The organism is Bacillus sp. B-jedd (assembly GCF_000821085.1).
GTDB lineage: Bacteria > Bacillota > Bacilli > Bacillales > Cytobacillaceae > Bacillus_D.
The window spans coordinates 589,539-603,381 of record NZ_CCXR01000001.1 but is presented as its reverse complement, the minus strand read 5'-3'; the positions used below and the strand labels follow the sequence as shown (position 1 = coordinate 603,381).

The window sequence follows — 13,843 nt, the reverse complement described above, 5'->3', positions numbered from 1 at the left end:
AATCCCAATTTTCGATTATTTTTTCGGGAGCCAAAATAATCTCTCTGCAAAATAAAAAAGGGAGCGGCTTAACCGCTCCCGGGTTGGGCTTAGAGAAGCCTTCTCTGTTATCGTTCGGATGCTTTTCTTACCCGATTGGGCTTAGAGAAGCCTTCTCTGTTACCGTTCGAATGCTTTTCTTACCCGATTGGGCTTAGAGACGGCTTCTCTGTTACCGTTCGACTGCTTTTCCTACAGGGTTGGGCTTAGAGACGGCTTCTCTGTTACCGTCCGACTGCTTTTCCTACCGAGTTGGGCTTAGAGACGACTTCTCTGTTACCGTCCGACTGCTTTTCCCACCCGATTGGGCCTAGAGAAGCCTTCTCTGTTACTGTTCGACTGCTTTTCCTACCGGGTTGGGCTTAGAGACGGCTTCTCTGTTACTGTTCGACTGCTTTTTCAGCTCCTGTTCACTTTAGTAATCAATTTGCCGCAAATATAATAGGATCTCGTTTTCGTTCGTTTTTTTATATTTATATTTTCGTAGCTGGCTTTCGAGTTTCTTTTGCGTTTCTTCAGTCTTGCTGAAGAAATTAAATAATTGATACAACGCTTCACCTAATATATTTACTAATCCTGCAGATCCCAGTTCCATCCCCATTGTCTCTGCTTCGGAAAGCGTGGCCTGGAGTAATTTCTTAAGTTCTTTTTGATATTCTCCTTTGATTAAAATGTATGATTCTTTGTTTTCTAGAGCTGTTAGTAAGTCTTCAGCGTTATATACTTCAAAGTAGGGATTTTCCTTCTCCAGCTTAATTAATTCTTCAAGGACTTCCCCTTCACTTTTTCCAAGGGTTTTTGCTATTGCCTGGATGGTTTTTACCGAGTAGCTTTCTACCTTCTTTTTGTTGATACTCGCAAGCATTTGCTGGCTCAGACCGGATACTTTATAAACGTCATACCTTTTCTTGCCGTTTTTTCGCAAATAAATATCCAATAAGCTCATTTAATTCCCCACCCTTCCATTTTAGTAAAATTGTATTTACTAAAATATATTTTACTACCTTTAGTTTAACAAATATATCCATCGGAGTAAATATTTATTTTTTGAGGGAGGGTTTTTTCTTTTCAAAAGTAATCGATAAATTCAATACAATAAAGACGATACCTTCATGATGACTGCGCAAACAGCCAATCAAGGTACCGTCTTCATCGGATAGATTATTTACTTCAAAAATAAAACTATATTTCTCCTGCTACTACTTTCCCTTTAAAGAATACGGCTTCGCGCCTTGGTGTCCTTGCGGCTGCTTCAGCCGATGAGGATGCATTGACAAGCGTCAGGGTTGCGTCGTCTCCGACGAGCGGCCAGGCAACTTCTCCATCTGCGGTGAGTGAAGTCGGTCCGCCGGATGCCCATTTGATGGACTGTGATAGGGACCATTCGTCGCTCTTCCTGAACAATTCCCCGTAACGTGTTAGCTTCTCGAGCAAATCTCCGTTCCCGAACGGGCTCCATGAGTCATAGAAACCGTCGCAGCCAAGGAATACTTTGACACCCTTCCGGTCCAAAAGCTCGATCGGCGGCAGGGTTTTCGTGATAGGAATCGTGGACATGATGGACATGCCAGTGGCGCTTAATTTTTCAGCAATCGCTTCCTGCTGAGGGATTGGAACTTCACCAAGGCCGAATGCATGGCTGACGGCAACGCGATTATACCATTTCGCATCTTCCACCATTTCGGCTAGTTTATCGACCGTATAGTAGCCGACAAATCCCCCATCATGAAGATGGATGTCTATCCCAGCATCAAATTCAGCCGCAAGATTCATGACTTCGTATAGTGAGCCTTCGATATTGTTGTCAATTCCAGCCGGGTCAAGGCCGCCGACTAAGTGGGCGCCTGAACGCATCGCTTCTTTCATCAGAGGAATGACATGCTCCCTCATCAGGCCGTGCTGCGGAAAGGCGACAATTTCATAAGTCAATTTATCAGAATAAGCCTCAAGTGCCGCTTTAACGCCCTCAAGGTTTTTCAGGCCAATATACGGATCGATATTGACATGGGTCCTGATATGGGTAGAACCGTTTGCGAGGAGAAGTTCGATCATACTGCTGGCGCGCTGCTGGGCTGTAGGTGCAAGCTCCTCCAGCTCCATCGCTTCATATTTCAGGCGCTCCTCAAGATTTTTAACCGGAATGCAAGATTTCCAATCTAGCGACAGATACGTTTTGTCGAGATGATTATGCATTTCCCTAAAAGTCGGCAATGCCAGGTATCCTTTCGCATCAACCGTTTCTTCCCCGGCAGGGATTACAAAATCGGCACTATGCTTTTCAAGAATTCTTCCGTCTTCGATTTTCAGATTGAAAAGATCTGTCTCGGTAGCAACAACTGCTTCAGCTTCGTTTTTTATATAACCCGTTTCTAAACGGACATTTCTTAACCAATATGCTTTAGTCATTCCAAATCCCCCCTTTATAAACCAGCCGATTCCGGATTCAGCTTGCTGGTGACTTTTTTCCCTTTAAAATATAAAGACTGAACCGTTGATCTTCGGGCGATCGCCTGTGCGGAGCATGTTGCGTCCACGAGCATCATTGTCGCTTCGTCGCCAACCTTCGGCCATACCTGCTCTCCCGCTTCATTGAGCGGAGTCACGCCGCCGGTTCCATATTTCAGGGCTGATGCAAGCCCGCCTTCATCCATCAATCTGAACCGCTCTGCCAGGATGCTGAGTTTCTGGATTGTGTTACCCGTTCCGAAAGGCGACCAGTGGTCTGTAATGCTGTCATGTCCAACAGAAATGCCAATTCCCAGTTTATCAAGCGCGGGGATCGGAAGTGTCGGACGGTTGATTGGGATAGTAGTGGTGACATCAATTTCCTGTTCCCTCAAAATTTCAGCCATTTCTACAATCTCTTCACCGTTCAAATCTCCAAGCGCGATTCCGTGGCTGATTGTCGCCCTGCCTTTAAGGCCCGCTTCTTTCGTGTAATGGGCCATCCGCTTGAAAGTAAAAGCGCCAAGGCTGTTCGGATCATGAAGGTGGATATCGACGCCTTTATTATTTTCAACAGCAATGTCGTATATCGTATACAATGATTTTTCAATATTGCGGTCCACTGTTGCCGGATCAACTCCGCCAACGAGTGTCGCGCCATTTTTCATTGCATCGCGGATTAGCTGGACTGAATCACTTTTTAACAAACCGTGCTGCGGGAATGCAACAATTTCATAGGTGAGGACATCCTCATATTTAGCAAGGGCATTCACCGTCGCCTCAAGATTCTTCAGGCCGATGACCGGATCGACATTGCAATGCGTCCGAATATGGGTATGGCCATTTTTCAAATATAGTTCAATCATCTTTTCGGCCCGTTCCTGGGCTGTCGGCAGAAGTTTTGGAAGCAGTTGTTTCTCTTCCTCAAGCCTCGTGAAGATGCCGTTCGTAATTGGCGTACAAGCCTTCCAAGGGCCGCCATAGTATGTTTTATCGATATGGATATGCATGTCCCTCAGCGAAGGCAGGAGCAAATTGAAATGGGCATCCACCTGCTGTGCATGCTCTTCTGGTGTTTCTTTTGTAATTTCAGCGATTTTTCCATCTTCTATTTTCAAATTGAAAATTTCAGAATCCGTTCCGGCAATCCTGCCGTTATCATAGCGGAAGCCTGTTTCAAGACGGACATTCGTTAACCAATAAGTATTCAAGGCCGTTCCTCCTTTTTGCAAAAAGACAGGAAAGTACCTACAAAGAATAAGTACTTTCCCGGACTTTTTAGCTAAATTTCCTTCATTTACTTAATGACAACATCATCAATCATTAAGTAGCTTGCAGCATTCAGCCAGTAGCCGCTGACATTTTTATTGCTGACAGCAATATGCTCATAGTTCCTGATCGGCACGTATACAGCATCGTCAATTTCCTTCTGCATGACTTCTTCATAGATTTTCAGGCGCTTCTGCTCGTCTGTTTCCTTGCGCGCCGCTTCAATCATTTTGTCTACTTCAGGATTCGAATAATAGAAATGGTTTCCTGGAGGCCCCTGGGAAGCGGAGTGGAATAGGTTGTACTGGTTGTAGTCGCCGTCGCCAGTCGCATTTCCCCATCCTCCGAGTAGAATGTCGTGCTCGCCTTTTTCAATCATGCCGATATAGGCGCCGTATTCCATTACCTGGATCTTAACATCAATGCCGATTCCTTTTAACTGGGATTGAATGACTTCCGCCATATTGATCCGCTCTTTACGGTCACTTGTCAACAGGTTGAGCTGAAGGCCTTTCTCATAGCCGGCTTCCTTAAGAAGTTTCTTTGCCTCATTCAAGTTATAGTCATACGGCTTTACTTTATCGCTGTAGCCGAACACTTTCGGGCTCATTGCTACATTTGCCAGTGTGCCTACATTATTGTAAACACCTTCGATGATAGCTTCCCTTTCAATCGCATGGCTGATCGCCTTACGAACCCTTACATCATCAAGCGGCTTTTTCTTTGTATTAAAACCAAGGTATTCAACGGCAAGTCCTTCTGTACGGTAAAGCTCCATAGTATCTGAAGCGTTGATGCGGTCAATTTCAGTTACTGGCACCTGGTCATTGATCTGGGCTTCGCCAGTTTCAATCATCGCAAGGCGTGTCGCATCTTCTGGAACAACCTTAAAGACTACTTTATCAATATTCGGCTTCTTGCCCCAATAGTCAGGGTTCTTTTTAAGGGAGATTTCCTGGCCAGTCTTCCATTCTTCAAAAACAAACGGGCCGGTTCCAACTGGGTGTTCCGCCAGTTTTTCAGGGTTTTCGGCTATTGCCTTAGGGCTGATGATGCTTCCCTCATTGCTTGCAAGAATGGAAAGAAGCGGAGCGTATGGATAGTCAAGAATCAATTGAACTGTATAGTCATCTACAACTTTGACTTCTTTAATCATAGAGAACTTTTCACGCTGCGGAGATCCGGTTTTCGGGTCAAGCAGGCGATCGAAAGTTTTCTTTACAGCTTCTGCGTTGAATGCTTCACCATCATGGAATTTTACTCCCTGTTGGAGATGGAATTCCCATGTTGTGTCATTGATTACTTTCCAGTCTTTAGCGAGGAGCGGCTGAATTTTAAAATCCTTATCCGGCTCAACGAGGCCCTCATACACTTTTTGATAAACAATGTTAGCAGACGGAATATCGGTAATGAAATGCGGATCAAGCTTAGTAGCGTCAGAAAGCCTGACAACCGTCAGCGTGCCGCCTTCCTTTGGCTTCGACGATTTCGCCCCCGCGTCTTTGTCGCCTGCTGATTTTGTCGAGCAAGCTTGTGTGAATAGAAGCATTAATGCCATCAGCAAAAATAAAATGCCTCTTTTCTTAAATGGATGTTTCTTTTCCATTTGCAGTTTCCCCCCTGATTAAATTTGTAATTGTTTGTTTGCAAATCGCTAAAGCCTTGAGGCCCTCCGCAAATGCTTATTTGCATTATAGAAGATGTCCGAGAGGAATATTTACAGAATATTTACTAAAGTTTTAAGTATTTTGACAAACAATTTAAAAAATATTTACTTTTCAATTATATTTGCTAATTTGTTTGTATCCCCCGGCGTTCACAGCATGTTTCGCAGGGATAATCAAAAAGGAGGATTTATATGTCAATTGAAACAAATACTGTACAGCCTTCTGCTGTGATCAGCCCTGTTCAACAGCCGAAAGAATCACGGCTGAAAAACATGCTTTCGATATTAATGGAAAATAAAGCAGCCATGGCTGGGGCAATCATTATTGCAATTTATATTTTAGTCGCCTTATTCGCACCGCTGCTTGCCCCCTATGACCCTTTTGAAATCGATCTTAAAAATAAATTGGTGCCTCCCTCGGCCGACCACTGGATGGGAACCGATGATAAGGGACGCGATATCCTGAGCCGGATTATTTTTGGGTCCCGGCTGTCATTGGGCGTCGGTTTTGCTTCTGTGGCATTCGGTGCCCTATTCGGAATCATCCTTGGGCTAGTCGCCGGCTATTATGGAAAATGGGTCGATTCCGTCATTATGAGAATGATGGATGTGATGCTCGCCTTTCCGGGAATTTTACTCGCACTCGCGATTATCAGCGCACTCGGCCCAAGCCTTATTAATGTAACCATCGCTGTCGGAGCGTTCTCCGTTCCCCTTTTTGCAAGGATTGTCAGGGGCTCGACTCTTGAAGTGAAACGGCTGGAATATATTGATGCCATCCGCTCTCTTGGGGCAAATGACGCAACGATCATATTCAAGCATATTTTTCCGAATATCCTGTCCCCAATCATTGTCCAGGCGACACTTCGCCTTGCAACCGCGATTTTATCAGCAGCCGGACTATCCTTTCTTGGGCTCGGGGCGCAGCCGCCTTCACCTGAATGGGGAACGATGCTGAGCAATGGACGCGATTTCCTATTTTCTGCTCCATATATCGCCCTCTTTCCAGGGCTGGCTATTTCGATATTGGTTTTAGGATTTAATATTTTCGGAGATGGCCTCCGCGATGCGTTTGATCCAAGGATGAAGAAGTGATTTTTTGCAAAAAAATCAAGATGCCCTGATAAAAAAACAGGTGCATCATCGAAAGACTAGAATTTAAGGAGGCTGGAAAACAATGTTGATGTTTGTACTGCGCCGTTTGCTGCAAACCATTCCTGTTATGATAGGTGTTACTTTTGTCGTTTTCTTCATTATGCAGCTTGTTCCGGGCGACCCTGCCGTTATGCTTGCGGGTGAAGGTGCTTCGAAGGCTACTGTTGAAGCGATTCGCGAACAGCTGGGACTGAACCGTCCCTTATTCGTTCAATATTTCGAGTATCTTATGAATATTTTTAAAGGTGATTTAGGAATATCGCTAAAGAACAGCCAGCCAGTCCTCGATGAAATTATGGCAAGGCTGCCAATTACAATGGAGCTTGCTTTTTTCAGTATTATCATCACGATTGTTCTCGGGATGGCTGCGGGGATTATATCGGCTGTTAAGCCTTATTCCCTTACAGATACTTCGGTTATGCTCGTTGCTTTATTCGGCATTTCCCTGCCAAGCTTTTGGTTCGGTTTGATGCTGATGTATTTCTTCTCGGTAAAATTGCAAATCCTTCCTGTTGCCGGGTGGGACAGCATTCTTCATACAATTCTCCCGTCCTTCACTCTTGGCGCGGGAGGAGCGGCGATTGTTGCGCGGATGACCAGATCGAGCATGCTTGACATCATACGTCAGGATTACATTCGCACCGCTCGGGCCAAAGGGGTCCGTGAACAGGTGATTATTTATAAGCACGCCCTTCGAAATGCCCTTATACCAGTCATTACAGTCGTAGGATTGCAATTCGGCTCCCTGCTAGGCGGAACGGTTTTGGTAGAATCCATTTTTGCCGTTAACGGCCTCGGCAGGATGATTGTCGATTCAATCCGGGTAAGAGACCTGCCAATGGTCCAGGGAGGCGTCCTTGTCGCTTCGCTGATTTTCGTTATCGTGAATTTATTCGTTGATATTTTCTATCGTTTCTTTAATAAGCGAATTGAATTAAATTAAGGGCGGTGAAGTGAATTGGAAGATACAAATAAACCAATATTAGAGGTTAAAGGGTTAAAAACCCATTTTCATACAAAACGGGGAGTCAGCAAAGCAGTGGACGGTATCGACTTTTCATTAAGAAAAGGCGAAACACTCGGTATCGTAGGTGAGTCAGGATGCGGAAAAAGTATAACCTCCCTTTCAATCCTGCGGCTGATCCCTTCCCCGCCAGGAAGGATCGCCGAGGGACAAATCCTGTTTAAGGATAAGGATCTCGTCACCCTGCCCGAAAAGGAAATGAGGAAAATTCGCGGCAATGAAATTTCGATGATCTTCCAGGAGCCGATGACTTCCTTGAATCCGGTTATACCGGTCGGCGAACAAATTGCCGAAGCATTGCGGCTTCACCAGAAGATGGGCAGGAAGGAAGCAATGGCAAAAGCGGTTGAAATGCTGCAGCTTGTCGGAATTCCTTCCCCAGAAAAAAGGGCTAAGCAAGAGCCCTTCCAATTAAGCGGCGGAATGAGGCAGCGGGTAATGATTGCGATGGCTCTTGCCTGTACCCCGGAAGTACTGATTGCCGACGAACCGACGACTGCCCTTGATGTAACCATCCAGGCACAAATACTGGAACTCATAAAGGATTTACAGCTAAAACTTGGCATGGGGGTCATTCTGATTACCCACGACCTAGGAGTTGTCGCGGAAACATGTGATACGGTGGCGGTTATGTATGCAGGAAATATTATTGAACACGCTTCGACCAGGGATATTTTTGCTAATCCAAAACATCCTTATACACGCGGCCTTTTAGAATCCTTGCCTAAAATCAATGAAGACCAGGAAGAACTGAAGACAATCGAAGGGAGCGTCCCTAGCGCCTACAATATGCCTGAAGGATGCCGTTTCGCTTCCCGCTGTCCATTCCGGGAAGAAATTTGCCTTAAGAAAAGGCCGGATTTAGTTGAACAGAGTGACGGGACGAAGGTTCGCTGCTGGATGTACACTGATCAATGGAACGGAACGATAAGGGAAGAGGAGGTAGTGGGCTAATGCAAACTGCTGCAGAAACAAAAGTTTTGCTGGAAGTCAGGAATTTAAAGCAATACTTCCCGGTTAAAACCGAATCCATTTTCAAACCTAAAGCTTATGTAAAAGCAGTCGACGATATTTCCTTTCATATTAACGAAGGCGAAACACTCAGTATTGTAGGAGAGTCAGGCTGCGGCAAATCAACTACAGGCAGGGCTATTTTACGCCTCGATGAACCAACCGGCGGAGAAGTCCTATATTTTGACAATAATATTTTAGCTCTTTCAAAAAGGGAAATGAGAAAGCTGCGCGGCGATTTACAGGTTATTTTCCAAGATCCCTTCGCTTCGCTGAATCCCCGCCAAACGATTAAGCAAATACTAGGGGAAGCAATGGCCATACAGGAATCTGTACCGAAAAATAAACGGATGGAAAGAATGCTTGAGCTCCTGGGGCTTGTCGGCCTTCCCGCCGAAGCGCTCGACCGCTTCCCTCACGAGTTCAGCGGAGGCCAGCGCCAGCGGATCGGGATTGCCCGCGCTCTAGCTGTTGACCCGAAACTGATTATCTGCGACGAAGCAGTATCTGCCCTGGACGTTTCCATTCAGGCACAGATTCTTAATCTGCTGAAGAAACTCCAGAAGCAATTTAAACTGACTTTCCTGTTCATTTCCCATGATTTAAGTGTTGTCAGGCATATTTCCGACCGGGTTATGGTCATGTATTTGGGCAAAGTCGTTGAAATCGCGGATAAGAAAGACCTTTTTGACTCGCCTTTGCACCCATATACAAAGGCCCTGCTTTCATCCATACCGGTGCCGGATCCTACGCTGGAAAGGGAACGGATCATCCTTAGGGGAGATGTCCCTTCACCGATTGATCCGCCAACCGGCTGCCGATTCCATACAAGGTGCCCTTTTGCAACCGATAAATGCAAACTGGAAGAGCCGGCCTTAAGGGAAATTGAAGGGAATCATTTCGTCAGCTGCCATTACGCCGAGGAATTGGCAAATGGCTGACATGTTCAAATTAAAAAAGTTTTTGTAAAATAGGATATTAAAAAGGGAGTTGAGTCCGGCTCCCTTTTTCTCTATTCAAAGGAGAATCTGGTTCATGGTAACGATAGAAGCTTTCTCCCTATATATCATGATTGGCGCGCTAGCTCCGCTAGTGGGTGCCTTTACGCTTTTATTCTTTTTTATCTTCGAAGAGCGGATCGATCTCCTTGAAAAGCAAAAAAGGGAGTATGCACTCGAAAAGGAATTGCAGAATGCAATGTATACCCAGCTGAACCAGGAGATACAGCCGCATTTCCTCTTCAATACGTTAAATTCGATTTTAAGCCTGGCCAGGCTTGACCGGAAGGCTGAATTAATCAGCTCCCTCGAAACCCTTTCCAAGCTGCTGAAATTCAAATATACAACCAATAATACGTTTATCACCATTGAAGACGAGCTAACCTATGTACAATATTATTTGGAAATACAAAAAACCCGCTTCAGGGACCGGCTCCGCTATGAGATTTCTAAAGATTCAGAAATAGATAAAGCCATCATCATTCCTTTCCTTATTCAGACTATCGTTGAAAATTCTTTTAAACATTCTTTTGAAAGGAATATGGGTGACTCTATATTAAAGATCATCATCCGCAAAAGCGCCGATGAAGTCCATGTGACAGTGTGGAATAATGCCTTTGGGAAAGGAGAGGAGCGACCGCGTGAAGGAGGCCTTGGCCTTGGAAATATTAAAAAAAGACTGGAACTTTTATTTCCGGACGCTCCCACAGACGTAAGGTTGACCCATCTGGAGGACGGGACTAGCGTCCTGGCTATATTCCCATTTCAAATAGGGAGGTGATTAAGTAATGGAAATCCTGCTAGTGGACGACGAGCCTTTGGAGCTTGATCAGCTTGAATATTTAATTTCCCGGAAATTCCCTAACTGGAAGATCCATATGGCTCCCGATGCCTCAAAGGCAAGCCATATTATCAAACAGCATGATATTTCCCTCGTGTTCCTGGACATCCAGCTGCCCGGAAAGACGGGGCTTGAACTGGCCATGGAGCTATCCCGATCTCATTCAATGGACATTATCATGGTTACCGCCTTCCAGAACTTCGATTACATTCAAACTTCATTGAGACTGGGTGTGATTGATTACATCACAAAGCCTGTTATTGAAGATGAATTGAATCAGGTCTTGGCCAGATATGAAAAAATGGGCCGTTATTCAGAGCAAATTATCAATGCATTGAAAATTATCCATCAAGAATACCCCGAAAAGCTGACCTTGAATTATCTTGCTTCTAAAATTCATATCAACTCCGCGTATTTGAGTAGGAAATTCCATGAAGAGGTCGGTATGGGCTTTTCCGAATATCTGAATGATTACCGGCTTAAACAGGCCCAGAAAATGCTCATTGACTATCCTGATTTAAATATTAGTGCGATTTCAGATAAATGCGGTTTCAATAGCCAGCATTATTTCAGCCAAATGTTCCGGAAAGCAACCGGCTTTTCGCCACGCGATTATCGAATGAAGGAGTTAAAGCTTTGAAAAGAGCCAATTTCCCCTACTTTATTAATGGTTCCATCACTCTTGGGCTAAGCTTTGGAATTGTAAGCCTCCTTGCCAGATGGGTGACAGGAAACACAATCCTTTCCTCACCCGAAACCTTGATCAAGTACGGCCTGCTCGGCGGGATAGGCTACGCGCTCATGGGCGGACTTTCACTCTTTCTCTTTGGATTTTTGGCAAAAAAGATCCGCCGTACATTCTCTGGCGGGCTGACAATCGGCGATGTCCTGAAGGAGCGTCTTTCACCGGCAGGCTATTGGTATATGATATCGGCGCTAATCCTGCTAAGCCTGAACTCGATGTTCGTACAAGCGATGGGAGCCGGAATCTTGATTCATACGATTTTTCCTATCCCTGTCTTCCCCGGACTTGCCCTATTTCTCGCCTTTTGCCTGTTCATTGGCGGTATTGGCGGAATGAGGCGGATTCATAAGCTTGCCGGCATTAATGTTACGCTTATTTTCGCGGCAGTGATTATCATCCCTTTGTATTTTTATATCCAGGAAGGAGTTCGGACGGTTTTTGTCGGAATCAAACTTTATCATCCCTATATATTATTTTTTAAAAATAAAGAGGCCATCTGGTTTTTGTTTACAGCCATCCTCGTTGGTTTTGGACAAATTGTTATTGATGGGGCCACTTGGCAAAGAGTATTCATGTTGAAAAAGGAAAAAGTCCAATTGACGTTCGCCCTGACGGGCTTGATATGGGCAACTGTCCCGCTCGCCCTTTCTTCCCTCCTAATGATCATTATTTTCGGACGGGGTTATGAAAATATCTATTCACTTGTATTTGAGCTTGTAGATAAAATTCAGCCTACTATTTTAATTCTTCTGTTTGTCCTTTTTTGTTTCAGTGCGATATCCTCTGCTCTCAGCTCGGAGCTTCAGGCAACAGCCGCCTTATTCAGCAAAAATGTGATTGGCTCGGTCCGCAGCCTTACAGACAGCGGCCACTTGAGGATTGTTTATATTTTTTCCGGTCTCGTTTGCTTGTTTTTACTGGTCGCTGTCAGCATTTTAATGCCAAGGCCGTTGGAACTGCTGTTTTTCTTCGGCAATGTTTATGCGGCAATGATTCCCCCAATGATTTATATTATTCTCAGCAAAAACAAGGTCCCTTCAATCATTCCTTTTTCCTCATTAATCGGCGGGGCTGGCGGCTACATCTTATTGGCTATAGCCGGGGACCTGAATGGAATCTGGGTGAGTTTCGGGCTGTCGTTCGTTCTTTGTTTAAGTGTTCTTGTTTATAAATCGTTTAAAAATTTTCTAGTAGGTTAGCTTTTACCGGAGGCAGAAAAATGGCACAGCAAGTTAAAACTTATGAAAATGCACCAACTATACTTCCTGCGCGGGAAGAGGAAAGAAATTGGTCATTTGGACATTATTTTTCCCTTTGGATGGGTTCTGTCCATAACGTGCCATCATATGTGACAATTGGCGGCTTTTTCGCTTTGGGCTTATCCATCCCCCAGGTATTTTCAATTATTATGATATCCTCCCTACTCTTGGGAGCGTTTCTTATTTTGAACGGCTATGCGGGGAGCAAGTATGGGATTCCCTTCTCTGTCCTCCTATGGTCATCTTATGGCAAAAAAGGAGCCGCCCTCCCTGGCATTCTCCGGGGGGTGATCACGGCGGTCATGTGGTTCGGATTGCAGACATATGCAGGGGGACTGGCTGTTTCCATCCTGATTTCAAAGATTTGGCCTGCTTATATATCTTTAGGAGGAAATTGGTCCTTTTTTGGCATCAATGCTCCTCAGCTCATTTCGTTCCTGCTTTTTTGGACCTTAAATGTTTTGCTTATTTTTGCCGGAATGAGTGTGCTTGGAAAGCTGACAAAAACGCTCACTTTTCTAATCTTTCTCGTCTTTGGCGGAATGGCAGTTTGGGCTGTTTCTTTAGTTGGCGGCCTTAGCCCTTATTTCGCTTATACAGCCAAAGGAGTTGAAGGAAATACGGCACTTCTCATGCTCGGATGCGTGTCCGCGCTTATGGCGACATGGGTGGCCCAAATGGTGAGTGTCTCTGATTTAACACGATTCGCGAAATCGACAAAAAGCCAAGCGTTGGGCCAGTTGGCGGGTCTTTTTACTGCTCACTTATTGTTCGCGGCTGCGAGTATTGCCATTATCATTGGCTCGGAAATATCCTTTGGCGTGCCGATTTGGAATATACTTGACGTCATCGACCGCTTTGATAGCCTGTTTGCGGTCGCACTTTCCCTACTGACCATTTGCCTGTCAACTTTATCAGTGAATCTAGTCGGCAATTTGATTCCTGCCGGGTTCCAACTGGCGGCTTTATTCCCAGGAAAAATCCCTTTTAAGCTTGGCGCCTTGCTGGCTGCGATTGCGGGGTTGTTGATCATGCCATGGAAGCTGATGGAAAATGCGGCCAGTGTCCTGGCCTTCCTTAATCTGGCGGGCGGGCTGCTGAGCCCCGTGGTTGGCGTGATGCTAGTCGATTTCTTTGTCATCCGCCGCCGAAAAATCGATGTGCATGAACTATATTCCGGCAGCCAGCGGGATATGAATGCCGCCGCATTAATCGTCACCTTACTAGCCGGTATACTAAGCTTATCAGGGAAAATCATCCCCTCTCTTCAACCTCTGACTGAAATATCATGGTTTATCGGCGTCTCTTCTTCAGCCCTTTTTTATGGCGGCTGGCATTATATGAAATTAGACCGAAAAAACCACATGGAAATACCCCATTCCTCTTAGCAG

General features: G+C 45.2%; 12 protein-coding genes. 8 read left to right on the top strand and 4 right to left on the bottom strand.

Annotation, left to right across the window (positions count from 1 at the left end; translation table 11 throughout):
* Positions 1-454: 454 nt before the first annotated feature.
* The 4 genes from BN1002_RS02925 to BN1002_RS02910 all read right to left on the bottom strand — a co-directional run bounded on the left by BN1002_RS02925 (position 455) and on the right by BN1002_RS02910 (position 5,359).
* Positions 455-985 (bottom strand): helix-turn-helix domain-containing protein, encoded by a 531-nt coding sequence (locus tag BN1002_RS02925; RefSeq protein ID WP_048823549.1) that lies wholly within the window; start codon positions 983-985, stop codon positions 455-457.
* A gap of 236 nt (positions 986-1,221) precedes the next feature.
* The gene (locus BN1002_RS02920) at positions 1,222-2,445 is read right to left on the bottom strand and encodes an amidohydrolase (protein WP_048823548.1); all 1,224 of its coding nucleotides are present in this window, start codon (positions 2,443-2,445) and stop codon (positions 1,222-1,224) included.
* Between the two features lie 14 nt (positions 2,446-2,459).
* Complete coding sequence (locus BN1002_RS02915) at positions 2,460-3,695, bottom strand: amidohydrolase family protein (protein ID WP_048823547.1); 1,236 nt, start codon at positions 3,693-3,695, stop codon at positions 2,460-2,462.
* A gap of 86 nt (positions 3,696-3,781) precedes the next feature.
* A complete protein-coding gene (locus tag BN1002_RS02910) occupies positions 3,782-5,359 on the bottom strand; it encodes a glutathione ABC transporter substrate-binding protein (protein WP_048823546.1) in 1,578 nt (525 codons plus the stop codon).
* Positions 5,360-5,611: 252 nt separating this feature from the next.
* On the opposite strand from BN1002_RS02910, the gene BN1002_RS02905 reads away from it, so the two are divergent.
* From BN1002_RS02905 to BN1002_RS02870, 8 genes are all read left to right on the top strand, one after another.
* Positions 5,612-6,514 carry an ABC transporter permease gene (locus BN1002_RS02905; protein ID WP_048823545.1) on the top strand — a complete coding sequence of 301 codons (903 nt, stop codon included), beginning with the start codon at positions 5,612-5,614 and terminating at the stop codon, positions 6,512-6,514.
* Between the two features lie 82 nt (positions 6,515-6,596).
* On the top strand, positions 6,597-7,517 hold the full coding sequence (gene nikB, locus BN1002_RS02900; RefSeq protein WP_048823544.1) for a nickel ABC transporter permease: 921 nt from the start codon (positions 6,597-6,599) through the stop codon (positions 7,515-7,517).
* A 15-nt stretch (positions 7,518-7,532) separates the two neighbouring features.
* Entirely contained in the window at positions 7,533-8,552 is a 1,020-nt protein-coding gene (locus BN1002_RS02895; protein WP_048823543.1) for an ABC transporter ATP-binding protein, read from the top strand.
* On the top strand, positions 8,552-9,550 hold the full coding sequence (locus tag BN1002_RS02890; protein ID WP_048823542.1) for an ABC transporter ATP-binding protein: 999 nt from the start codon (positions 8,552-8,554) through the stop codon (positions 9,548-9,550). Before BN1002_RS02895 ends, BN1002_RS02890 begins: the two co-directional genes overlap by 1 nt.
* A gap of 94 nt (positions 9,551-9,644) precedes the next feature.
* Positions 9,645-10,388, top strand: coding sequence for a sensor histidine kinase (locus BN1002_RS02885; protein ID WP_048823541.1), 744 nt, complete (start codon positions 9,645-9,647; stop codon positions 10,386-10,388).
* A 7-nt stretch (positions 10,389-10,395) separates the two neighbouring features.
* Positions 10,396-11,088 (top strand): response regulator transcription factor, encoded by a 693-nt coding sequence (locus tag BN1002_RS02880; protein WP_048823540.1) that lies wholly within the window; start codon positions 10,396-10,398, stop codon positions 11,086-11,088.
* A complete protein-coding gene (locus BN1002_RS02875; protein WP_048823539.1) occupies positions 11,085-12,392 on the top strand; it encodes a sodium:solute symporter family transporter in 1,308 nt (435 codons plus the stop codon). The genes BN1002_RS02880 and BN1002_RS02875 overlap by 4 nt, the downstream gene beginning before the upstream one ends.
* A 20-nt stretch (positions 12,393-12,412) precedes the next feature.
* Positions 12,413-13,840: a cytosine permease gene (locus tag BN1002_RS02870; RefSeq protein ID WP_052445600.1), complete on the top strand. Its 1,428-nt coding sequence runs from the start codon at positions 12,413-12,415 to the stop codon at positions 13,838-13,840.
* Positions 13,841-13,843: the final 3 nt, after the last annotated feature.